Below are 20,742 nucleotides of genomic sequence, written 5' to 3' on the forward strand. Positions count from 1 at the left end.
CGTACCATTGTTATGATGGGTCCCATGATTCGATCGAACCGAGGCGCAACGCCATGAAGCCGGAGGATCTCGACCGGCTGCCGCGCCATCTCGACCCGCGCCGCGATCCCTGGCGCCCGGCGATCCGGCCGCTGCCGCCGGGCCGCGCGGTGGCGGCAATCGGCGACGTGCATGGCCAGGCCGACCTTCTGGAAGCGATGCACCGGCTGGTGGCGGCGGAGTTCGCGACCCTGCCCGCCGGCACCGGCTGCACCCTGATCCATCTCGGCGACCTGGTCGACCGCGGCCCGGAAAACCTGCGCGCCCTGGCCCTGGCGCGACAGGGCGCCGCGGGCGCCGAGACCATCACCCTGCTGGGCAATCATGACGACCGCATGGTGGCGCTGCTGGACGGCGCCACCGACCACGCCACCCTGCAGTTCTGGCTGACCTATGGCGGCGAGCGGGTGCTGGCCGAATGCGGCGTCACCGATCTGGACGGCGATTGGCGCGGCCGGGTGCGCGCGGCGATCGGGTCCGAGCTCCTGGGCTGGCTGCGCGGCTGCCCGGTCACCCACCGGATCGGCGACCTGGTCTTCGTCCATGCCGGGATCGACCCGCAGCGCCCGCTGGCGCAGCAGGATCGCCGCGCCCTGCTGTGGATCCGCGACCCGTTCCTGGACTGGCCCGGCCCCTTCCCCGAGGGCGTCGCGGTGATCCACGGCCACACCCCGGCCGACCGGCTGGACCTGGACCATCCGCACCGCATCGACGTCGACACCGGCGCCTTCGCCACCGGCTGCCTCTCGGCGGTGCTGATCCATGGCGACCGGATGCGGGGCTTAAGGGTCTGGAGGCCTTAGGCGCCTTCCGGCTCGAGCGTGAACAGCTCCTGCGGCATGCGCACGCCGCGCAGGGCGTAGCGGCCGACGCAGACCAAACCGGCCTCGGCCCCGCCCGCGGCCGCGGCGAAGGCGGAGGACACCAGCATCGACTGGTCCGCCGAGCGGCACATCTCGGCGATCCGGCTGGTCTCGTTCACCGCCGGGCCGACCACGGTGAAGTCGAGCCGGTGGGCGCTGCCGATATTGCCGAAGAACACCTCGCCGATATGCAGCCCGGCATACATCTCGGTCACCGGCTGGCCGGCCGCCTCGCGCTGCGGGTTCAACGCCGCGATCGTCGCCTGGGCCCCGCGCACCGCGGCCAGCGCCGCCCGGCAGGCCCGGGCGCGGGCCTCGGCCCCGCCATCGTCCGGCCGGAAAATCGCCAGCACGCCGTCGCCGATCAGCTTCAGCACGTCGCCACCCGCCCCCTGCACCGCCGAGATCACCGCATCGGCATAGTCGTTCAGCAGCGGGATGATCTGCTCCGGCGGCGCATTGTCGCTGATGCGGGTGTAGCTGCGCAGGTCGCTGAACCACAGCACCGCGTCGATCCGGTCGGCCACGCCGCGGGCGATCCGCCCGGACCAGACGGAGTTGCAGGCGTCGCGGCCGAGATAGGTCTCCAGCAGCGTCGAGGCCATCCGCGCCAGGGTCGTCGCCTTCATCGCCATCGCCAGGCCGGGCAGGACCTTGAGCAGCCCGGCGATCTCCTCGTCGCTGAAGCCGCCCGTCCGGTCCGTGGTCCAGGACGAGAACAGCCCGTCCCAGTCGGCGATCGCGCCCTCGGGCTCGAAGCGGTTGAGGATGCCGAGATAGTCGGTCATCCCCTCCTCCGCCGCCGAGGCGACGGCCGGGAATTCGGCGCAGCTTTCCGGCGTCACCCGCCGGCGCATCCAGTCCTCGCCGGTGTCGATCAGGTGGAAGAACGGGCTGGCGCGCCACTTGTCCTCGCGCTCGCCGGCGATGGTGCGGCCATAGCCGGTGAAGCTGGCCTCCGGCTCGCCGCGGCGCCAGCGCACGGCATTGCCCTCATAGACCGGGTGCAGCGTGTCGATCACCAGGAGGCCGCTGGCGATCGGCAGGCCGGCGAATGTGGCGCGGGCGCAGAAGCCGGCCAGCAGCTCGATCTCCGACAGGCCGATCAGCCCCGCCTCGGTGGTCCAGGCGGACAGCGCGGTGAGCTTGGATTCGTCCATCGATTCTCCTCGATGGGAAGCTTTACACCAACCGGAAGGCCGGCGCAGCGCCGAGGCGACGGCGTCAGGTCACGCCCAGCACGCCGTCGACCAGCAGCTTGAGCCCGATCGCCACCAGCAGCAGATGGCACCAGAGGTACAGCCGCGCCTCGTCGATCCGGTCGTGGAAACGGCGGCCGATCCAGACCCCGAGCGGCACCACCGGCGCCGCCGCGGCGATGGCGGCGAGGTTCCGCGGCTCGAGCACGCCGAGATAGAGATACGGCACCTGCTTGGCGATGTTGCAGAGCATGAAGACGATCGCCGAGGTGCCGGCGAACACGGTCTTGTCCAGCCGCTGCGGCAACAGGTAGATCGCCAGCGGCGGGCCGCCGGAATGGGCGACGAAAGTGGTGTAGCCGGTCAACGTGCCCCACAGCGCCGCCCGCCGTCCGGAGGGCCCCGTGCGAGGCTGGTCGAGCCGGCGGCGGGCGAACCAGCGCAGGGCGAAGACCAGGGTGACCAGCGCGATCAGCAGCGTCACCCAGGCCGGGTCGACCAGGGCGAAGGTCAGCCCGCCCAGCGCGATGCCGCACAGCAGCGGCAGCAGCAGCAAGCGCAGGTTCGGCCGGCTCCAGGTCCGCGGCGGGAAGGCCCAGACGGTGAACACGTCCATCAGCAGCACCAGCGGCGCGATCACTGCCGCCGCGTCCACCGCCGGCATGACAAAGGACAGCGCCGGTATGCCGATGATGGCGAAGCCGCCGCCGAAGCCGCCCTTGGTGAAGGCGATGACGAAGATGGTGCCCAGCAGCACGGCGAGGAGGACGGGATCGGTCGGCATCAGCGCGACCATGGCCGGCCCGGCCCGGCCCGCTCAACCATCGGATTGCGCCGAGGGCAATTCATCGCAACGGGAAGGGACAGCATGGGCATGCAAGGCTCCATCGACGTACTGTGTCGACGGTATGCCAGAGCCATCCCCTGGCCGGCTAGGTCGGCTTGATCATGGACAAGCGCCCTGACATGGTCCCCGCCAGACGAGCGAGGATCCGCCGATGCTTTTGCATTCCCTCTATCTGATCGCTATCGTCGCCGAAGCCATGACCGCGGCTTTGGCCGCCGGCAGGCGCAGCATGGACTGGGTCGGCGTCTGCCTGCTGGGATGCGTCACTGCGCTCGGCGGAGGATCGGCGCGGGACATCCTGCTCGACCACCACCCGCTGTCCTGGGTGGAGCATCCGTCCTATCTGCTCCTCACGGGCGGCGCCGCCTTGCTGACCATCGCCGCAGCCCGCCTCATGCATCATCTGCGCAAGCTGTTCCTGTTCCTGGACGCGATCGGCCTCGTCGTGTTCACGGTGATCGGCGCCAATGTCGCGATGGCGCTGGACCTGCCGATCCTGATCGTGATCGCATCGGGCATGATCACCGGCTGCGTCGGCGGCGTGCTGCGGGACATGCTCTGCGCCGACATCCCGCTGCTGTTCCGCAGCGAGCTCTACGCCACCGTGTCGGTGGTGACCGGCGGCGTCTATGTCGCCGGCTTGTCCGCCGGCATCGGCCACGACCTGGTCACGGCGGCCGCCATGATCATCGGCCTGGCCCTCCGCCTGCTCGCGCTCCGGTTCAATTGGAGCATGCCGAAATTCGTCTACACGCACGATCTCCACTGATCCCTTCCCCTGCACCCGGAAGCTGGCGCGGTACCGGGCCGGGGTGACGCCGAGGCGCCTGGCGAAGACGATGCGCATGCCGTCGCCGCTGCCGAAGCCGCAAGGGGATGGAGGATGGCACAGCCGGATCGTAGACTGGCGGAGAGCCGATCGCCTGCCGGCACGATACAGGAATGGGAGCGCCCTCGATGGCCGGAGAGCGATCATTCGGATTTGCGCCCGCCCAGGATGCGCCGATTCCCTATTTGCAGAGGATTCGGACCTACTATCAGGCCCTGGGTTACGGCGCGCCCTATGAATGGGCGCATTACGCAGGCGTGCCGTTCCATCCCCCGGACAAGCCGCTGTCGGCGTGCCGGCTGGCCATCATCACCACGGCCGCCCCGTACCAGCCCGGCAAAGGCGATCAGGGGCCCGGAGCCGCTTACAACGCGGCGTGCAAATTCTACTCCGTCTACTCAGGCAGCACGGCGGAGGATCCCGATCTGCGGATCTCCCACGTCGCCATTGATCGCAGGCACACGACGGCCGAAGACCCCGCGACCTATTTTCCGCTGGCCGCCCTGCGCCGAATGGAGGCGTCGGGCCGGATTGGTGCCATCGCGCCTCGCTTCCACGGCCTGCCCACCAATCGCAGCCACCGCACGACGTTCGAGGTCGATTGCCTGGAGATCGTTGCCCGTTGCCAGGCGGATGCCGTCGACGCGGCGATCCTGGTTCCGAACTGCCCCGTCTGCCATCAAAGCGTCAGCCTTGCTGCCCGGATGCTGGAGGAGAGCCACATTTCCACGATCGTCATGGGGTGCGCCAAGGACATCGTCGAATATGTCGGAGTGCCGCGTTTCCTGTTCTCGGACTTTCCGCTCGGCAACGCTGCCGGGAGACCACGGGATCGGGCGTCGCAGATCCTCACGCTCGATCTGGCTTTGACCCTGTTGGAGCGAGCCCCCGCGCCTCGCACCACCGTCCAATCCCCCCTGATCTGGAGTTCCGACCCGGGCTGGAAGCTCGATTACTGCAACATTGAGCGCCTTTCGGCCGAAGAGATCCGGCAGCGTCGAGCGGATTTCGACCAGCAGAAGCAGATCGCGCAGGCTGTCCGCAATCAGCCCTCGGACGCCTAACCTGCCTCCCCCTGCACCCGGAAGCTGGCGCGGTACTGGGCCGGGGTGACGCCGAGGCGCCTGGCGAAGACGATGCGCATGCGGTCGGGGCTGCCGAAGCCGCAATCATAGGCCACCGCCTTGAGGGCGCGGTCGCTGCCCTCCAGCAGGTTGCGGGCGGCGTCGACCCGGGCGCGCTCGACGAATTCATGCGGCGTCACGCCGGTCTCCTGCACGAACAGCCGCGCCAGGTTGCGGCCGCTCATGCCCGCCACCTGCGCCAGCGCCTCGACCGTGAAGCTCGCGCCAATGTGCTGCATGACATGCGCCTGCACCCGGGCGATCGGCGAATCCGGTTCGGCCGGCGCGGTCAGGAACGGGCTGAACTGCGACTGGCCGCCCTGGCGCTGCGCCACCACCACCAGCCGCTTCGCCACCGCCAGCGCCACCCGGGCGCCGTGATGCTCCGCCACAAGAGCCAGGGCCAGGTCGATGCCGGCGGTGACTCCGGCCGAGGTCACCAGCGCCCCGTCGCGCAGATGGATCCGGTCGTGCTCGACCCGGGCCCGCGGGAACATCTCGGCCAGGCGCTGCGCGTTCTGCCAATGCGTGGTCACGCGATGGCCGTCGAGCAGCCCGGCATGGCCGAAGGCGAAGGCGCCGGTGCAGATCGATCCGTGCAGTTCCGCCCGCTTCGCGGCCGCCGCCAGCCAGGCGGACAGCAGCGGATCGGGTGCTGCCGTCGGCAGGCCGGGGCCGCCCGCGACCAGCACCATCGAGAACGGCCCCACGGCTTCGCCGAAGCTGCGATCGGCGATCATCTGAATGCCGTTCGAGGCGCGCAGCGGCGCGGTGTCGGCGGCGACCAGCAGCGTCTCGTAGCAATCGCCGGCGTCGATGAAGCCGTTGGCTTCGGCGAAGACGTCGACCGGCCCGGCGACATCCAGCGCCTGCACGCCCGGGAAGATGGCGATCGCAACCGTCCGCACCGGCAATCTCCTTCTGCTGTCGCCGACCGATCCCATGGCGGCCGCCGGGCCGCAATGTCCGATTTCCGCGTGCGCTTGTCCGGAAGCGCCGCCCCGGCCGCGTTGAAGCGCCTGGTGCCGGCGGCTCACATCGGGGGCATCGAAACTCTCCGACGGAAGGTCCCCATGTCCATCGCCGGCATCCGCATCCCCGACAGCGCCATGGCGCGCGAGATCACCGAGCTGGTGCGCGACACCGAGAGCGAGCTGCTGTTCCACCATTCGACCCGGGTCTATCTGTTCGGCGCCCTGAGCGGGCAGCGCAAGGGCCTGACCTTCGATCCCGAGTTGCTCTATGCCGGGGCGATGTTCCACGACATGGGTCTGGTCGACGCCTATGCCAGCCCCGATCTGCGCTTCGAGGTCGACGGCGCCAATGCCGCGCGCGACTTCCTGAAGCGGCACGGCATCCCTACCGCCGACATCGACTTGGTGTGGGACGCCATCGCCCTGCACACCACGCCGGGCATCCCGGAGCACAAGCACCCGGTGGTGGCGCTGGTGACGGCCGGGGTGGAGATGGACGTGCTGGGCCTCGCCTTCCACGACTTCACCCAGGAGCAGCGGCGCCAGGTGGTGCACGCCCATCCGCGCGGCCCCGACTTCAAGCACGGCATCATCGAGGCCTTCGCCCACGGCACCATTCGCAAGCCGCAGACCACCTTCGGCAATGTGAAGGCCGACGTGCTCGCCCGGATGGACCCGAGCTATAGGCGGGTCGACTTCACCGAGGTGATCCTCAATTCGGATTGGGAGAGTTGAGGCCCGCTCTTCCCTGCACCGTCATTGCGAGCGCAGCGAAGCAATCCATGCAGCAGCACAAGCGGATCGATGGATTGCTTCGTCGGCTTCGCCTCCTCGCAATGACGGGAAAGGGCTGGCCCTATGCCACCCTGGACACTCGCGCCCGGACGGCCCATCTTCAGGGCATCATGACTGCTCCGGGATATAGCATCTGCGCCGCCGACGGCCTCGGCCGGTCGTTGCGGCTGTGGCGCGCGCTGCGGCGGATCAAGCAGGCCCATGCCGCCGAGCTGCTGCGCGTGTCGCAGGCGATGGTGTCGCGCTGGGAGGCCGGCACGCTGGTCCCCGATGCCGAGGAGCAGGCCCGCCTGCGCAAGCTGATGAGCGCCCGGCTCGACAGCGCCGCGGACCACGCTTTGGCCCGGCTGGTCGCCGACTCCGCGGCCAGCGCCCATCTGGTCTGCGACCTGACGCACCGGCTGCTGGCCGCCTCGCGCGGGCGCAGCCGGGACTGGAACTTCCGCACGCCGGAGCTGCTGGGCGTTTCCCTCTGGAGATTCGCCACGCCGGAGATCCAGGCCGCCGAGGCCGCTCTGACCGACGAGGGCTGGTTCGAGCCCGAACCGCCGGCGGTCGAGATCGCGACCAGCGCCAACGGCTCGCCGATCGTCCCGATCCAGGAAGGCCGCATGCGCTGGACCCGGCTGCAGCTGTCAGACGGTGCCTTCGTGCGCCTGGCCGAGACGCTGGCTTGAACCTCTGGCACCTGAATATCTTATTCAGCCGCTCCTCCCCGCCCCTTCGGTAGGATCGCGCCGTCCTGAACACGGAGTGATCATGTCGTCCCGCGGATCCTGGCTGGCGATCCTGGTGATCTATGCCGCCGGCGTGGCCGCGGCGGCACAGCTCGGCAAGCTGTCGGCGCTGCTGCCGCCGATGCAGCGCGACCTCGGCCTCGACCTCACCACCGCCGCGCTGCTGGTGTCGCTGCTGGAGATCGGCGGCGCCACGCTGGGGCTGTTCGCCGGGGTCGTGATCAGCCGCGTCGGCGCCCGCCGCGCGCTGCTGGCCGGCCTGCTGCTGCTGGCCGCCGCCGCCGCCGGCATGGCCGCGAGCTCGGCCGTGGCCGGGATGTTCCTGTGGCGCATCGTCGAGGCCGTGGCTTATCTCGCCGTCGCAGTCGCCGCCCCGACCCTCACCATCGCCACGGCATCCCCGGCGCAGCGGTCGACCGCGCTGGCGCTGTGGAGCACCTTCTTCCCGGTCGGCTTCGCCACCGGCAGCATCCTGGCCGGCCTGGGCGTCGAGGTCGCGCCCTGGCGCTGGGTGCTGCTGGGCAGCGCCGCGCTGACCGCCCTGCTGCTGCTGCCGTCCTGGCGCCTGCCGACGCCACCCGAGGCAGCGCCGCGCCGGGCTGGTGGCGCCCGTCCCACCCGGGCGCCGCTCGGGGCTTGGCTGATGGCGATCGGCTTCGCCTGCTACACCACCTTCGAGGTCGGTCTGCTGGCGGTGATGCCGGCCTATTTCACCGGCCAGCGCGGCGTCTCGGCCTCGACCGCCGGGCTGATCACCGGCGCGGCCGCCTTCGCCTCGGTGCTGGGCGGCCTGGCCGCGGCCTGGTGGATGCGGCGCGATCGGCCGCTTGGTGGCTTCACCGCGTTCGGCATCGCCGTACCGGCGCTGCTGCTGTTCGCCGTGTTCACCCCGTCGCAGGGATCCTGGCTCTGGCCGGCCGCGGCGGCGACGCTGCTGAACGCGATCTCCGGCGCCGTGCCGGCCGTGGTCTTCGCCCGCCTACCGGACGCGGTGGGACCCGACGGCGACATGGCCACCGCCAATGGCCTGCTGGCCCAGGGCGGCGCTTCCGGGTCGCTGCTGGGGCCGCCGCTGCTGGCCGCCGCGGCGAGCCATTTCGGCTGGCCGGCCGCGGCCGGTGCCGGCCTCGCCGCCTCGGCGCTGTGCCTGGCGCTGCTCGCGCTGGCCCAGCGCGGCCACAGCGGCGTGGCGGCGGTCAGCCGCCGCTGATCGCGGTCAGGACGAACACCTCCATCCCGGGCGCCAGCCGCGTCTCCAGCCTGGCCTTCCGGCCATCGACGAAGATGTTGATGTGGCGCCGGATCGCCGGGCTGGAGTCGCGGATGCGGTCGCCCATCCCCGGCCAGCGCTGGTTCAGCCCGTCGATCGCCTCGGCCACGGTGCCCGCGCGCAGCTCCACCCGCGGCGGCGCGCCGGGGAACAGGATGGTCAGCACCGTCGGCAGCCGCACCAGCACGGCCGGCGCCTCCTCCGGCTCTGTCCTCGCTTCGGCCATGGCTCAGCGGTCGACCACCAGGGTCTCGACCGACAGGATCGAGGGCAAGTGCTGGGCGATGCAGTCCCAGCTCTCGCCCTCGTCGGCGCTGGCGAACAGCGCCCCGCCCGAGCTGCCGAAATACACCCCGGCCGGATCCAGCCGGTCGGTCGCCATGGCCTGGCGCAGCACCCCGAAATAGGCGTTCTCCTGCGGCAGGCCGCGGCGCAGATCTTGCCAGCTGGCGCCGCCGTCGCGGGTGCGCCAGACCGCGGCCTTGCCGTCGGGCACGAAGCGGCCCTTGATGTCGCCGTTGAGCGGCAGCAGGAACAGCGTGTCGGCGTCGCGCGGATGGGCCGCGGCCGGGAAGCCGAAGCTGGAGGGCAGACCCGCCTCGATGCTGTCCCAGCGCCGGCCGCCATCGTCGCTGCGATACATGCCGCAATGGTTCTGCTGGTACAGCCGCTCCGTCCTGCCCGGCGCCATCACCAGGCAATGCACGCATTGCCCGAACTCGGGATAACGCTGGTCCTCGGGCATGAAATCGGCCCGAGTGCCGCGGTTGCGGGTCTCCCAGGTCTCGCCGCCATCGGCGGTGTGGAACACGCCGGCGGCGGAGATGCCGACCCAGATCTTGCCCGGGTCGTCCGGATGCAGCACCAGCGAATGCAGGATCAGCCCGGCCCCGCCCGGGCTCCACTCCGGCCGGGTCGGATGGCGCTGCAGCCCCTCGACATGGCCCCAGGACTGCCCCTGGTCATCGCTGTGGAACAGGCCGGCCGGCTGCACTCCGGCATAAACCCGGCCGTCGCGCACGCCCAGGCTCCACACCGCCTTGATCGGCTCCTGCCCCTCGGCATAGGCCAGCCCGTCGCTGGAATGGGTCCAGGTCTCGCCGAGATCGGTCGATTTCCAGACCGCCGGCCCGAACCATTCATTGCCGCCGGCGCCGTAGATCGTGGCCGACTCCGGGTCGGCGACGACATGGTTGATCGGCCAAGTCTCGCAGAACGGCCCCCGCAGCCGCCACGACCGCCGCGCCGGGTCGCTCTCGGCAATGAACGCGCCCTTCTTGGTCCCGACCAGGACCAGGATCCGTTGTCCCATGCTCGCGTCTCCCTCGCCCCGCCGACCGGTTGTTGGTTTGGTCCGGCGGATCCCATATTTAACTTTTCAGTTAAGTTATGGCAGTGGGAGGCCGCTGTCAAATCGCAGGCAGGACCAGCCGCGTTTCGGTGGGACCACAGGGAGCGGGCCCACCTCGACGCGGCATCGTCCGGCTCTCGGAACGTTCGCTCCTACTGCTCCTTCTTGTCGGCCCAGTTGACGGCAGCCGCGGCGTCTCTCTGCCATCCCTCGAGGGCAGGCTCTTCCTCCGCCGATTTCTGGCTCGACGTCGCAGCGGCAGCAGGACGCTTCGGCTCGGCGGGCGGATCCTCCTCGGGTTTCGGGGGAGCTTCCTCCGACATCAGTACCGTGTCCTCGGGCTTCGGCGGAGCCTCTTCGAACTCCAGCGGCGCGGCGGACGTGCTTGACTCGCCTTTGCGACGCGGCGGCATCCGCGTCATGCCGAGGGACTCCTCGCCCGGCAGCGCCGCCATATCCTCCGGGAGGTCATCGTCCGTGACGTCCTCGATCCGCGCCGTCTCCCCCTCCAGGCGCGTCACCTCTGCGTCGAACCGGGCCTTGAACTTCGCGAGAGCGCTTTCGAGGCGATCCATATACCTCTCGTCGAAGCCCTCCGGGACCTCGAATCCACCGCTGCCGGTATCCTCCGGCAACGCGATCGCCGCGTTCTTGCGTGTGATGCCGCGCATAAGCCACAGGGTGGAGGCCGAAACCGCTTCGCCCATGCGGCCACTGATCAGGAGGTAGGTCAGCATCTGATAAGCGGTGTAGAGCGCGAAGTTGACCTTGCCGTCCGCGATATGGAGGTCCGGATGCTCCGTGATGAGCATGCTGGGCGTAGTGTGCGTGAACGTCGCATTTGCGGGCAGCCCCTCAGGCCGCTCTGTCGTCACCAGATCGAACGCGCCTTCATGAAAGGCGAATTCGAAGGCCAGGTTGATGATGGACGGGAGCGTGCCGACCAGCGATCCGCCGAGATAGCTGCCGAAGGTCCTGATGGCGGATTCGACGGTCTTCGAATCGTCGCGCAGTCGCGCGAGTTCTACCAGCCATGCCGTTACGTAGTAAGGAATATAGTCTGCCAGAAGTGCGGGAATGCGGATGGCGCCCAGGGAATTCACCGTGCCGATCAGCGCCGCCGCACCCAGCAGGCCGGGAGCGGCGATCTTCTTCGCCCTCTTCTCCTCCGCGGTGATGAGCTCGACCTGGGCCATGACGTTCTTGATCAGGGGGTCGAGCAATTCGCCGATCTTCTGAAGGCCCGATCCCACCTGGTCGAGCAGCTGGCTTTCCGCATCGCCGATCCGGCCGCCTTCCTCATAGCGTTCACGGGCGGTCCGGACGACCGACCAGAGGCCGCTGGCGAATTTGTAGTGATCGCGGATCAGCCCGGCCGTGTCGTTGTCGTCGGCGGGCACCGTCACGCCGCCGCTGTTGAGATTCGCCATGCGGATGGCATCGTTCGCCAGCCAGCGTCGGACGAAGCCCAGTGTCTCAGGATCGTTCCGGCCCTTTTCCCCAGCCGTCTTGCGCCAGGCCCAGTCCTTCATCTGCTGGTATTGATCGGGGAAGTTGGATGCCATGAACAGGCCGAATTCGGCCGTCGCCACGATGGCGGGGAACCATTTGCTCTCATTGACCTCGATCGCCGCCTCAGCCGGGCCCTGGATTGCCGTGTTTTCTGGATGCTCGTCGGCATAGGCCTTGATGAAGGCCTGGATCGCAAAGAACACGGCCGGAAGAAACCAGATGAGATGCCGGTCCCGGAAATTGTTCATCCAGAGGCGGGCATTCAGGCCGGGATTGACCAGAAGGCCGCCCATCTGGGTGACCGTGCGAGCATAGGCACCGCCCAAGGCGCCGGTATAGAGCCAGCTCGCCGGTCGCGTCTCGTTCGAGTAGACGAAGGGCAGCGGGATCAGCGCGAATGACGCGGCCGTCCCGGCGATGACGCCAACGCGCTCGCGGAACGTCCGGTCAAAGGCGATCGCGCCGAGGTCGGAGATGAGCTGATCGAGCTGGCCGGTGACCTGCTGCTTGGCGAAGACGAGGTCCGGATCCGTGTCGTCGCCAAGATCTGCCACCATGGCGCGCATCTGGGCGAAGACGTCGCGCATCGTGCCCAGCACGCTCCGCGGATCGGAGGCGTCGGCATCGCCGCTAGCGTCGAATTCGAGGCGGCGAAGCTGGTCCCTGAAATCGCTGGACGAGATCAGGTCGGTGTACATCGTCGTACCCTTCCAGAGCCGGTTCAGGCCGGTCGGCTTTTCCGGGGGGACAATGGTGTTTCTCGCCGCGGCCTTGGCGGCCTCGATCATGGCATCGGGATCTCGCGCATAGCGGATCAGGAGCTGAGGGTCCACAAACGCGACCGCCTGCAGCCAGGCGGTGAGGTTCGTCGGAAGCTCGATGCCTCCCTGCTCGAGATCCTGGGCCGGCCGCTTGCCGCGCGCTTTGGCACTCATGGGCGGTGCCGGGTGCAGGGGAAGATCCCTGTTGATCTCATCCACCAGCGCCTGCCTGCGCCTCGGATCTGCCGATGTCTCAGCTTCGGTCTCGGCTTTGGTGATGCCCGTATCGCTCATGAGAATGTCTCCTTGTCTGCAGCACGATCCGGCGGAATGCCGCGTCGACATCGGAGACTTTGATAATCAGGGCACGGAGTTCCCAATGCGGTCTTGGTATCGGACGATCAGGCTGATGCATGCCCGGGCGAAGGGCGCGAAACAGCGATCCGTCATCGCGAGGCGCGCAGCGCCACGGCCGGACACGACCGGGCGTCGATCTGAAATGATGGCGGCGCCGGCGGCGGCTTCAGCCCGCCGGCGCCGATCCCGATATCAGCGGAACACCACCGTCTTGGCGCCGTTCAGCAGCACGCGGTGCTCGGAGTGGTATTTCAGGGCGCGGGCCAGCACCACGCTCTCCACGTCGCGGCCGATGGCGACCCAGTCGTCGGCCGAGGCGGTGTGGTCGACCCGGGTCACGTCCTGGTCGATGATCGGGCCCTCGTCGAGGTCGTCGGTGACGTAGTGCGAGGTGGCGCCGATCAGCTTGACGCCGCGGGAATGCGCCTGGTGGTAGGGCTTGGCGCCCTTGAAGCTGGGCAGGAAGGAATGGTGGATGTTGATCACCCGCCCCTCCATCTTCCGGCACAGGTCGGAGGACAGCACCTGCATGTAGCGGGCCAGGACGACGAGGTCGATCTTCTCCTCGTCCACCAAGTCCAAGAGCCGCCGCTCCTGCTGCGCCTTGTTGTCCCGCGTCACCGGCAGGTGGTGGAACGGGATGCCGGCGGCGGCGACCCGCTGGTAGCTGTCGCGGTGGTTCGAGACCACGGCCGGGATCTCGATCGGCAGCGAGCCGATCTGCACCCGGTACAGGATGTCGTTCAGGCAATGGTCGAATTTCGACACCATGATCAGGGCGCGGATCTTGCGGTCCGCGTCATGCAGCTCCCAATCCATGCCGTAGTCGCTGCCGATCGGGGTGAAGCCCTCGCGCAGGGCGTCGATGTCGGCCGTGCCCTCCACCGCCTCGACCACCACCCGCATGAAGAAGCGGCCGGTGTCGCGGTCGAAGAACTGCGCGCTCTCGAGGATGTTGAGGCCGGAGCGGAACACGAAATCCGAGATCCGGGCGACGATGCCGGGGACATCGGTGCAGGAGAGCTTGAGGATCAGCCGTTTCGCCATGGGTGCCGCGTCGTCTCGCTGAAGGGCCGAGGGGCCGTGAAGCAATGGTCGACACCTAGCACGGGACCGGCCGCCGCCTGCGGCTTGATTGCGACGGCCGGATGCCTGGGGCCGACGCGGCCCCAATCTGGCTACGCGGTTTCCCGGTACGGCACCAGGTCGGGCGTGGTCCCGTCCTTGAAATCGACATGGACGTGGTTGCCGTCCGGGTCGTGGAAATTGACCTGGACCAGTCCGCTGCGCGGCGGGCTGCCGAGCTTGGTCTCGACGCCCAGCCCCTTCAGATGGGCCAGGAAGTCGTCCAGATTTCCGTTGCTCTGGAAGGCGAAATGCGACAGCTGCACCTGCTCCGGATGCAGCGCCTGCTTCACCTCGACCAGATGCACCACCGCCTGGTCGCCGAGATAGAGCCAGGCGCCGGGGAACGGGAAGTCCGGCCGAGGCCCCGCCTCCAGGCCAAGGGTGTCGCGGTAGAAGCGGATCAGCCGCTTCTGGTCGGCGGTCCAGATGTTGACGTGGTCCAGGCGTGTCAGGCTGGTCATGCGCGTTCTCCCGGCTGGTCGTTGCCGCAGCATAGACCCTGGTTGTCCGACAAAAGAAGCCGGAACCTTGTTCCCACGACCCCTTGCGCCCGGGGCGGCCGCGGGGCGACAACCGAGGGCAAGAACCGGCGCGGCCATGCCGGCGATTCCCAGGGAGGACGCGCCATGAAGGCCTATGTCATCGGGACCTGCGACACCAAGGGCCGCGAGCTGGCCTATGTGAAGGGCCTGGTCGAGGCGCTCGGCGTCCCGGCGGTGCTGGTCGATGTCGGCACCGGCTCCCGCGGTCCCGGCCAGGGGCTGCCCATCGACGTCACGGCCCGAGAGGTGGCCCTGCACCATTCCGGCGGCATCGACGCCGTGTTCAGCGACGATCGCGGCCATGCGGTCGCGGCGATGGCCGAGGCGCTGCGCGGCTTCCTGGCCAGCCGGACGGATGTCGGCGGCGTCATCGGCCTGGGCGGGTCCGGCGGCACGGCGCTGATCACCCCGGCGATGCGCGACCTGCCGGTCGGGGTGCCGAAGGTCATGGTCTCGACCGTCGCCTCCGGCAATGTCGCGCCCTATGTCGGGCCGGCCGACATCATGATGCTGTATTCGGTCACCGATGTGTCCGGGATCAACCGCATCTCCCGCGCCGTGCTGGGCAACGCCGCCCATGCCCTGGCCGGGATGGTGGCGCATCCGGCGCCGCGCAGCGAGGCCGACAAGCCGGCGCTGGGCCTGACCATGTTCGGCGTCACCACTCCCTGCGTCGAGCAGGTCAGCCAAGCGCTGGAGGGCGAATATGACTGCCTGGTGTTCCACGCCACCGGCACCGGCGGCCGGTCGATGGAGAAGCTGGTCGACTCCGGCCTGATCGGCGGCGTCATCGACATCACCACGACCGAGATTTGCGACCTGCTGGTCGGCGGCGTGTTCCCGGCCGGCGAGGACCGGTTCGACAGCATCATCCGCACCCGCATCCCCTATGTGGCCTCCTGCGGCGCGCTCGACATGGTCAATTTCGGGGCGAAGGAGACGGTCCCGGAGAAATTCCTGAAGCGAAACCTCTATGTCCACAACCCGCAGGTGACGCTGATGCGGACGACGGTGGAAGAGAATGTCGAGATGGGCCGCTGGATCGGCGCCAAGCTGAACCGGATGGACGGGCCCGTGCGCTTCCTGATTCCGGAGGGCGGCGTGTCGCTGATCGACGCGCCGGGCAAGCCGTTCCACGACCCGGCCGCCGACGAGGCCCTTTTCCAGGCGCTGGAGGCGACGGTGCAACAGACCCCGAACCGCCGGCTGATCCGCCTGCCCCACGCGATCAACGCCCCGGAGTTCGCGGCCGCCTTGGTGCGCGAGTTCCGGGCGATCGCCCATCATTGAGGACGCCACCATGACCCGTTTCGCCCGCGCCGACCTCCTGGCCAGGTTCCGCGGCATGGTCGAGCGCCGCGAGCCGATCGTCGGCGGCGGCGCCGGCACCGGCCTCTCCGCCAAATGCGAGGAGGCCGGCGGCATCGACCTGATCGTGATCTACAACTCCGGCCGCTACCGCATGGCCGGCCGCGGCTCGCTGGCCGGCCTCCTCGCCTATGGCAACGCCAACGAGATCGTGGTCGAGATGGCGCGCGAGGTGCTGCCGGTGGTGAAGAACACACCGGTCATCGCCGGGGTCAACGGCACCGACCCGTTCCTGCTGACCGATCACTTCCTCGGCCAGCTCAAGGCCATGGGCTTTGCCGGGGTGCAGAACTTCCCGACCGTCGGGCTGATCGACGGCACCTTCCGCCAGAACCTGGAGGAGACCGGCATGGGCTATGGGCTGGAGGTCGAGATGATCGCCCGTGCCCATGCGCTCGACCTGCTGACCACGCCCTATGTCTTCTCGGCCGAAGAGGCGGTGGCGATGGCCAAGGCCGGCGCCGACATCATCGTGCCGCATATGGGCCTGACCACCGGCGGTGCGATCGGCGCCGAGACGGCGAAGACCCTCGACGACTGCGTCGCCCTGGTCGACGACTGGGCCGCGGCGGCTCTGGCGGTGCGCCCGGACATCATCGTGCTGTGCCATGGCGGGCCGATCGCGATGCCGGCGGACGCGGCTTATGTCCTGCAGCGCTGCCGCCACTGCCACGGCTTCTACGGCGCCAGTTCGATGGAGCGGTTGCCCACCGAACAGGCCCTCACCGCCCAGACCCGCGCCTTCAAGCAGGTTTCGTTCTGACGTCCCAACCAGGAGAAGCGAGCATGATCCGAGTGACCACCAGCAGCGTGATCAACGCCCCGGTCGACACCGTGTGGCAGGCGATCCGGGACTTCAACGCCCTGCCCGACTGGCATCCCGCCATCGCCAGCAGCAAGGTCGAGGACGGCGGCACCCCCGACCGCATCGGCTGCGTCCGCAGCATGGAGCTGGCCGGGGGCGGCGGCACCATCCGCGAGAGGCTGCTGACCCTCTCGGATTCCGAGCACAGCGTCACCTACGCGATCCTGGCCGCGCCGATGCCGGTCGAGAACTACGTCGCCACGCTGCGCCTGATTCCGGTCACCGACGGCAACCGCAGCTTCGCCGAATGGACCGCCGAGTTCGACGTTTCGGCCGAGAATGAGGCGGCGATGCGCAAGCTGATCGGCCAGGGCGTGTTCCAGACCGGCTTCGACTCCCTCAAGAAGCGCTTCGGCGGCTGATCTCCGCGACTTTACGCCGGGGCGCGCCCGGTGCAGGGTGCGCCCCGGCCAGAACAGGTGTCGGATAGATGACCGAGATCGATGATGCCGCGCAAATCCGCGCGGCGAAGCGGGAGCTGCGCAACGCGATCGGCGACGTCGCCGGGGTCTGGCGGCGGCTGGAGGATGCGGTGCGGCGCGAGGCCGACGCCACCCGCGAGATCGATGCCCGGGGCCAGTCGCCGGTTCCCGTGGTCCGCTTCGCCGATATCGTCGGGAACACGGTCCCTGGCGAAACCGTGGCCGAGATCCGGCGCCGCGGCGCGGCCCTGATCCGCGGCACGGTCGATCGGGACCAGATCGCCCGCTGGAACGATGCGGTCGCCGCATATATCGACGACAACGGCTATGCCAGCCAGAAGGATGACGGCAACCTGCAGAAGTACTTCGGCGGCTTGAGCGCCAAGACGCCGCAGATCTTCGCCATCTACTGGTCGCGGCCGCAGGTCGAGGCCCGGCAGCATCCGAGCATGGCGGCCGCCCGGCGCTTCATGAACCGGCTCTGGCGCTTCTGCGACAGCGGCGACGAGGCGACGGCCGGCCGGATGTTCTTCGACCCGGACCGCGAGGTCACCTATGCCGACCGGGTACGCCGCCGGCAGCCGGGCGATACCACGCTCGGCCTGTCGCCGCATATGGATGGCGGCTCGATCGAGCGCTGGCTTGACCCCGGCTACCGGCGGGTCTACCGCAACGTCTTCAGCGGCGACTGGGAACGGCACGACCCGTTCGACGGCGAGTTCCGGGTCGAGGCGCGCGAATTCCCGGCGCCCAACACCAGCACCTTCTTCCGGTCCTATCAGGGCTGGCTGGCGCTGACCGGCCAGGGCAGGAACGACGGCACGCTGCAGGTGGTGCCGATGATCCGGCATTCGATCGCCTATCTGCTGCTGCGGCCGCTGCTGGACGACGTGCCCGAGGAGCTGATCTGCGGCGCCGCCCGCGGCAAGGCGCAGGCGATCCTGCCGGCGTGGCACCAGCCGCTGATCGACGCCCAGGTCTCGATCCCCACCGCCGAGCCCGGCGACACGGTGTGGTGGCATCCCGACTGCATCCATGCCGTCGGCGACGAGCACCGCGGCGCCAACTATTCGAACGTGATGTTCATCGGCGCCGGTCCGCTCTGCGCCAAGAACGCGGAATACGCCGCCCGGCAGCGCGCCCGCTTCCTGGCCGGCGAGACCCCGCCCGATTTCTCGCCCGAGCATCGCGAGAAGTCCTATCGCGGCCGCGGCACCGAGGCCGACCTGACGGGTCTCGGCCGCCGCCAGCTGGGGCTGGAGGCCTGGCCGACCGACGGCACATCCCCTGCCCGCGCCGCGCTGATCCGCGAGGCCGCCGCAGCCGCGGGGTGAAGCGGAACCGCCGATTAAATCGCGGTAAGCCGAAAACCATCGCCAGCGATGCCCGTTATCGCCGTGCAATCCGAGCCCAACCGGGCCGGCCCACGACAACGGACATCCCGATGCCACACATGTCACTGCCCCTGGTCCGGATCGCGGCCGCTGCCGCCGCGATCGCGTCGCTGGCCGGCTGCGTCGCCTATCCCGCCTACCCCGTGCGCCCCCGCCCCGCCCCGGTCGCGGTGGTCGAACCCGTCGCGCCGCCCCCTGGCGTGGTCTATGTCGCGCCGGTCGGGATAGCGCCGGCGCCCGGCTATCTCTGGCGCTACCACCGGGTCTATGGCTGGGGCTGGTGGCACCCGCATTACGGCTGGCACGCCGGCTGGCGCTGAGCGGACGCCCCGAGCGGGACAGCACGAAGAAACTTCTCCCACCCCCGGATCGGCTCGACTGATCCGGGTATGGCTCTCACCGACACGCGTGTAGCATTCCTATCCTATGATCGGAGTCGATAGACCGATCCGGGGGATTGCTGATGAAGCGTTGCATGACGATGGCGCTGCTCGCCGTCGTGGTTCCGGCTGCCGTGGCGAAGGCCGAGGAGCCCTATTCCTCCGTGTCGGTGTTCGGCGACAGTCTCAGCGACCGCGGCCGCATCCCCGGCCTGATCGCGGAACAGAACCCGGCCTTCCCGCTGCGCTTCCCGGTGTCGCCGCCCTATTTCGACGCCCGCTTCTCGAACGGCCCGACCTATGCCGAGCGGCTGCCCGGCCTGCTGGGCCTCGACGCCGAGCCCGGCCGCAATCTCGCGGTCGGCGGCGCCGAGACCGACAGCGGCAACATCGCCAACCCGCTGCTGGCGCCCGGCGGCGTGACCCTGCCCGGCATCCGCGACCAGATCGACGGCTATGCGGGGTCCGGCGGCCGCTTCGGCGCCCATGACCTGGTGGTGCTGTATGGCGGGTCCAACGACTATTTCGTTTGGCTGGGCGGCACGCCGTCGCCGGCCGGGGTGCAGGCCGAGGTGGCGCGCACCGTCGGCAACATCGACGCCGACATCCGCCGGCTGGCCGCGGCCGGGGCGAAGACCATCCTGGTGCCGAACGTGCCCGACCTCGGCTCCACTCCGGCCTATCGCGGCACGCTGGGCCAGGGCCTGGCCAGCGCCCTGTCCGAGGGCCATGCCGAGGCGCTGAACCGGCAGATGGGCGCGCTGGGCCGCGAGCTGGGCGTGCAGATCGTGGTGGCCGACTTCGCCACCGGCATGAAGACCGTGCTGGCCGACCCGGCCCGCTTCGGCTTCGGCAACGTCACCCAGGCCTGCGTCACCAGCGCCACCGCCCTGCCCCCCTACGTCACGCCCGGATCGGTCTGCCGCGACCCCGAGGGGCGGCTGTTCTGGGACAGCGTCCATCCGACCGCGCTGGGGCACCAGCTGCTGGCGGAATACGTCGCCGACACGCTGACCGCCCCCACCACCGTCGGCGCCCAGGCCGGTCTCGCCCTGCTGGCGAGCGACAACTTCCTGCGCCGGGTCGGCGATGCGATCGGCGGCAAAGACGGCCCGATGCTGGCCGGCCCGCCGGCTGCTTCCGACCGCCCGGTCGACGGCTTCCTGACCCTGCAGCGCGCCTTCGGCAGCCAGGGCTTCGACCGCGGCGCCGCCGGCTTCGACTACGGCGTCACCTCGATCACCGGCGGCGTCACGATGCGGCCGGTCGACCGGGTCACGCTCGGCCTCGTCGCCGCCTACGACACCGGCGACGCCGATCTCGACCAGGGCTGGGGCACGGTCGACTACAGCTCGGTCCGGATCGGCGCCGTGGCCGGCTATGACGACGGCGCGCTCTTCGGCGGCGCCGGCGTCGCCTACGGCTTCGACAGCTACGAGCTGGAACGCCGGACCTATGTGCCGCAGCTGCGCGCCGAGGCCGATCCGGACGGCAACAGCCTCAGCGTCTTCGGCCGGGCCGGCTACCGCTTCGCCGTCGACGCCTTCACCTTCGGCCCTGTGCTCGGGCTGCGCTATTCGCGGGTGGACATCGATCGCTACTCCGAATCCGGCGCGCCCGGCCTGGACATGACGGTCGAGGAGCAGACGGCGGAGGCGCTGATCGGCAGCGCCGGGATCGCCGCCGCCGCCCGGTTCGAGGCCGGCAGCGCGGAGATCACGCCGCATCTGGAGCTGTCGGTCGAGGGCGACCTGCTGGGCGGCGACCGGTCGATCGACACCGCGCTGGTCACCGTGCCGGATGTCGGCCGCGTCCAGGAGGTCGAGGCGTCCGGCGGTGCCTATGGCCGGCTGGCCGGCGGCGTCGCGGTCCGGCTGATCCCGGCGGTGACGGCGCAGCTCGGCGGCGAGACCACGCTGGGCCGCGACGGCGGCGACGATTATGCCGTGACCGGACGCCTCGCTGTGCGCTTCTGAAAACCGGGT

The 20,742-nt window shown here is 69.5% G+C and carries 20 protein-coding genes; 12 read left to right on the top strand and 8 right to left on the bottom strand.

Translation table 11 applies throughout. From position 1 onward, the window contains the following. The first annotated feature begins 53 nt into the window (after positions 1-53). A complete protein-coding gene (locus FFK22_RS02455) occupies positions 54-842 on the top strand; it encodes a metallophosphoesterase (RefSeq protein WP_138886703.1) in 789 nt (262 codons plus the stop codon). On the opposite strand, the gene FFK22_RS02460 is transcribed toward FFK22_RS02455, so the two are convergent. Together FFK22_RS02460 and FFK22_RS02465 are read right to left on the bottom strand one after the other, a co-directional pair. After that, positions 839-2,062, bottom strand: coding sequence for an adenylate/guanylate cyclase domain-containing protein (locus tag FFK22_RS02460; protein ID WP_138886704.1), 1,224 nt, complete (start codon positions 2,060-2,062; stop codon positions 839-841). The genes FFK22_RS02455 and FFK22_RS02460 overlap by 4 nt on opposite strands. Positions 2,063-2,126: 64 nt before the next feature. Further along, a complete protein-coding gene (locus FFK22_RS02465; protein WP_186002262.1) occupies positions 2,127-2,885 on the bottom strand; it encodes a sulfite exporter TauE/SafE family protein in 759 nt (252 codons plus the stop codon). A 214-nt stretch (positions 2,886-3,099) separates the two neighbouring features. Between FFK22_RS02465 and FFK22_RS02470 the strand changes: the two genes are divergently transcribed. Together FFK22_RS02470 and FFK22_RS02475 are read left to right on the top strand one after the other, a co-directional pair. Next, positions 3,100-3,717, top strand: a complete 618-nt coding sequence (locus tag FFK22_RS02470) for a trimeric intracellular cation channel family protein (RefSeq protein ID WP_138886706.1) — start codon at positions 3,100-3,102, stop codon at positions 3,715-3,717. A gap of 188 nt (positions 3,718-3,905) precedes the next feature. Beyond that, positions 3,906-4,841, top strand: coding sequence for a glycine/sarcosine/betaine reductase selenoprotein B family protein (locus FFK22_RS02475; protein WP_138886707.1), 936 nt, complete (start codon positions 3,906-3,908; stop codon positions 4,839-4,841). Here the strand turns inward: FFK22_RS02475 and FFK22_RS02480 are convergent. Beyond that, complete coding sequence (locus FFK22_RS02480; protein WP_138886708.1) at positions 4,838-5,809, bottom strand: GlxA family transcriptional regulator; 972 nt, start codon at positions 5,807-5,809, stop codon at positions 4,838-4,840. The genes FFK22_RS02475 and FFK22_RS02480 overlap by 4 nt on opposite strands. Positions 5,810-5,974: 165 nt before the next feature. Between FFK22_RS02480 and FFK22_RS02485 the strand changes: the two genes are divergently transcribed. From FFK22_RS02485 to FFK22_RS02495, 3 genes are all read left to right on the top strand, one after another. After that, a complete protein-coding gene (locus tag FFK22_RS02485) occupies positions 5,975-6,610 on the top strand; it encodes an HD domain-containing protein (RefSeq protein WP_138886709.1) in 636 nt (211 codons plus the stop codon). A 170-nt stretch (positions 6,611-6,780) separates the two neighbouring features. Further along, positions 6,781-7,347, top strand: a complete 567-nt coding sequence (locus FFK22_RS02490) for a helix-turn-helix transcriptional regulator (RefSeq protein ID WP_138886710.1) — start codon at positions 6,781-6,783, stop codon at positions 7,345-7,347. A gap of 82 nt (positions 7,348-7,429) precedes the next feature. Further along, positions 7,430-8,617 carry an MFS transporter gene (locus FFK22_RS02495; RefSeq protein WP_138886711.1) on the top strand — a complete coding sequence of 396 codons (1,188 nt, stop codon included), beginning with the start codon at positions 7,430-7,432 and terminating at the stop codon, positions 8,615-8,617. Here FFK22_RS02495 and FFK22_RS02500 read toward each other — a convergent pair. The 5 genes from FFK22_RS02500 to FFK22_RS02520 all read right to left on the bottom strand — a co-directional run bounded on the left by FFK22_RS02500 (position 8,604) and on the right by FFK22_RS02520 (position 14,247). Continuing rightward, entirely contained in the window at positions 8,604-8,903 is a 300-nt protein-coding gene (locus FFK22_RS02500) for a MoaD/ThiS family protein (RefSeq protein ID WP_138886712.1), read from the bottom strand. The genes FFK22_RS02495 and FFK22_RS02500 overlap by 14 nt on opposite strands. 3 nt (positions 8,904-8,906) lie before the next feature. Continuing rightward, positions 8,907-9,989: an exo-alpha-sialidase gene (locus FFK22_RS02505; RefSeq protein ID WP_138886713.1), complete on the bottom strand. Its 1,083-nt coding sequence runs from the start codon at positions 9,987-9,989 to the stop codon at positions 8,907-8,909. A 191-nt stretch (positions 9,990-10,180) separates the two neighbouring features. After that, positions 10,181-12,595 carry a hypothetical protein gene (locus FFK22_RS02510; RefSeq protein WP_138886714.1) on the bottom strand — a complete coding sequence of 805 codons (2,415 nt, stop codon included), beginning with the start codon at positions 12,593-12,595 and terminating at the stop codon, positions 10,181-10,183. 255 nt (positions 12,596-12,850) lie between these two features. Then, positions 12,851-13,705: a formyltetrahydrofolate deformylase gene (purU, locus tag FFK22_RS02515; protein WP_138886715.1), complete on the bottom strand. Its 855-nt coding sequence runs from the start codon at positions 13,703-13,705 to the stop codon at positions 12,851-12,853. A 131-nt stretch (positions 13,706-13,836) separates the two neighbouring features. Beyond that, positions 13,837-14,247, bottom strand: a complete 411-nt coding sequence (locus tag FFK22_RS02520; protein ID WP_138886716.1) for a VOC family protein — start codon at positions 14,245-14,247, stop codon at positions 13,837-13,839. Positions 14,248-14,412: 165 nt separating this feature from the next. Between FFK22_RS02520 and FFK22_RS02525 the strand changes: the two genes are divergently transcribed. The 6 genes from FFK22_RS02525 (at position 14,413) to FFK22_RS02550 (ending at position 20,733) form a co-directional block, all read left to right on the top strand. Further along, complete coding sequence (locus FFK22_RS02525; RefSeq protein WP_138886717.1) at positions 14,413-15,618, top strand: Tm-1-like ATP-binding domain-containing protein; 1,206 nt, start codon at positions 14,413-14,415, stop codon at positions 15,616-15,618. A gap of 10 nt (positions 15,619-15,628) precedes the next feature. Beyond that, positions 15,629-16,459, top strand: coding sequence for a phosphoenolpyruvate hydrolase family protein (locus tag FFK22_RS02530; RefSeq protein WP_138886718.1), 831 nt, complete (start codon positions 15,629-15,631; stop codon positions 16,457-16,459). Between the two features lie 23 nt (positions 16,460-16,482). Next, positions 16,483-16,923: an SRPBCC family protein gene (locus tag FFK22_RS02535; RefSeq protein ID WP_138886719.1), complete on the top strand. Its 441-nt coding sequence runs from the start codon at positions 16,483-16,485 to the stop codon at positions 16,921-16,923. Positions 16,924-16,991: 68 nt separating this feature from the next. After that, the gene (locus FFK22_RS02540) at positions 16,992-18,317 is read left to right on the top strand and encodes a YbiU family protein (RefSeq protein WP_138886720.1); all 1,326 of its coding nucleotides are present in this window, start codon (positions 16,992-16,994) and stop codon (positions 18,315-18,317) included. 119 nt (positions 18,318-18,436) lie between these two features. Then, on the top strand, positions 18,437-18,697 hold the full coding sequence (locus tag FFK22_RS02545) for a hypothetical protein (protein WP_138886721.1): 261 nt from the start codon (positions 18,437-18,439) through the stop codon (positions 18,695-18,697). Between the two features lie 143 nt (positions 18,698-18,840). Next, on the top strand, positions 18,841-20,733 hold the full coding sequence (locus FFK22_RS02550; protein WP_138886722.1) for an autotransporter domain-containing protein: 1,893 nt from the start codon (positions 18,841-18,843) through the stop codon (positions 20,731-20,733). Positions 20,734-20,742: the final 9 nt, after the last annotated feature.

It is taken from the genome of Mycobacterium sp. KBS0706 (genome assembly GCF_005938675.2).
Classification (GTDB): Bacteria; Pseudomonadota; Alphaproteobacteria; order DSM-16000; family Inquilinaceae; genus Inquilinus.

Bases quoted from the DNA above. Each gene is read 5' to 3' on its own strand.
- FFK22_RS02455 (WP_138886703.1), top strand. From the start codon at position 54: ATGAAGCCGGAGGATCTCGACCGGCTGCCGCGCCATCTCGACCCGCGC.
- FFK22_RS02460 (WP_138886704.1), bottom strand. From the start codon at position 2,062: ATGGACGAATCCAAGCTCACCGCGCTGTCCGCCTGGACCACCGAGGCG.
- FFK22_RS02465 (WP_186002262.1), bottom strand. From the start codon at position 2,885: ATGCCGACCGATCCCGTCCTCCTCGCCGTGCTGCTGGGCACCATCTTC.
- FFK22_RS02470 (WP_138886706.1), top strand. From the start codon at position 3,100: ATGCTTTTGCATTCCCTCTATCTGATCGCTATCGTCGCCGAAGCCATG.
- FFK22_RS02475 (WP_138886707.1), top strand. From the start codon at position 3,906: ATGGCCGGAGAGCGATCATTCGGATTTGCGCCCGCCCAGGATGCGCCG.
- FFK22_RS02485 (WP_138886709.1), top strand. From the start codon at position 5,975: ATGTCCATCGCCGGCATCCGCATCCCCGACAGCGCCATGGCGCGCGAG.
- FFK22_RS02490 (WP_138886710.1), top strand. From the start codon at position 6,781: ATGACTGCTCCGGGATATAGCATCTGCGCCGCCGACGGCCTCGGCCGG.
- FFK22_RS02495 (WP_138886711.1), top strand. From the start codon at position 7,430: ATGTCGTCCCGCGGATCCTGGCTGGCGATCCTGGTGATCTATGCCGCC.
- FFK22_RS02500 (WP_138886712.1), bottom strand. From the start codon at position 8,903: ATGGCCGAAGCGAGGACAGAGCCGGAGGAGGCGCCGGCCGTGCTGGTG.
- FFK22_RS02505 (WP_138886713.1), bottom strand. From the start codon at position 9,989: ATGGGACAACGGATCCTGGTCCTGGTCGGGACCAAGAAGGGCGCGTTC.
- FFK22_RS02510 (WP_138886714.1), bottom strand. From the start codon at position 12,595: ATGAGCGATACGGGCATCACCAAAGCCGAGACCGAAGCTGAGACATCG.
- purU (WP_138886715.1), bottom strand. From the start codon at position 13,705: ATGGCGAAACGGCTGATCCTCAAGCTCTCCTGCACCGATGTCCCCGGC.
- FFK22_RS02520 (WP_138886716.1), bottom strand. From the start codon at position 14,247: ATGACCAGCCTGACACGCCTGGACCACGTCAACATCTGGACCGCCGAC.
- FFK22_RS02525 (WP_138886717.1), top strand. From the start codon at position 14,413: ATGAAGGCCTATGTCATCGGGACCTGCGACACCAAGGGCCGCGAGCTG.
- FFK22_RS02530 (WP_138886718.1), top strand. From the start codon at position 15,629: ATGACCCGTTTCGCCCGCGCCGACCTCCTGGCCAGGTTCCGCGGCATG.
- FFK22_RS02535 (WP_138886719.1), top strand. From the start codon at position 16,483: ATGATCCGAGTGACCACCAGCAGCGTGATCAACGCCCCGGTCGACACC.
- FFK22_RS02540 (WP_138886720.1), top strand. From the start codon at position 16,992: ATGACCGAGATCGATGATGCCGCGCAAATCCGCGCGGCGAAGCGGGAG.
- FFK22_RS02545 (WP_138886721.1), top strand. From the start codon at position 18,437: ATGTCACTGCCCCTGGTCCGGATCGCGGCCGCTGCCGCCGCGATCGCG.
- FFK22_RS02550 (WP_138886722.1), top strand. From the start codon at position 18,841: ATGAAGCGTTGCATGACGATGGCGCTGCTCGCCGTCGTGGTTCCGGCT.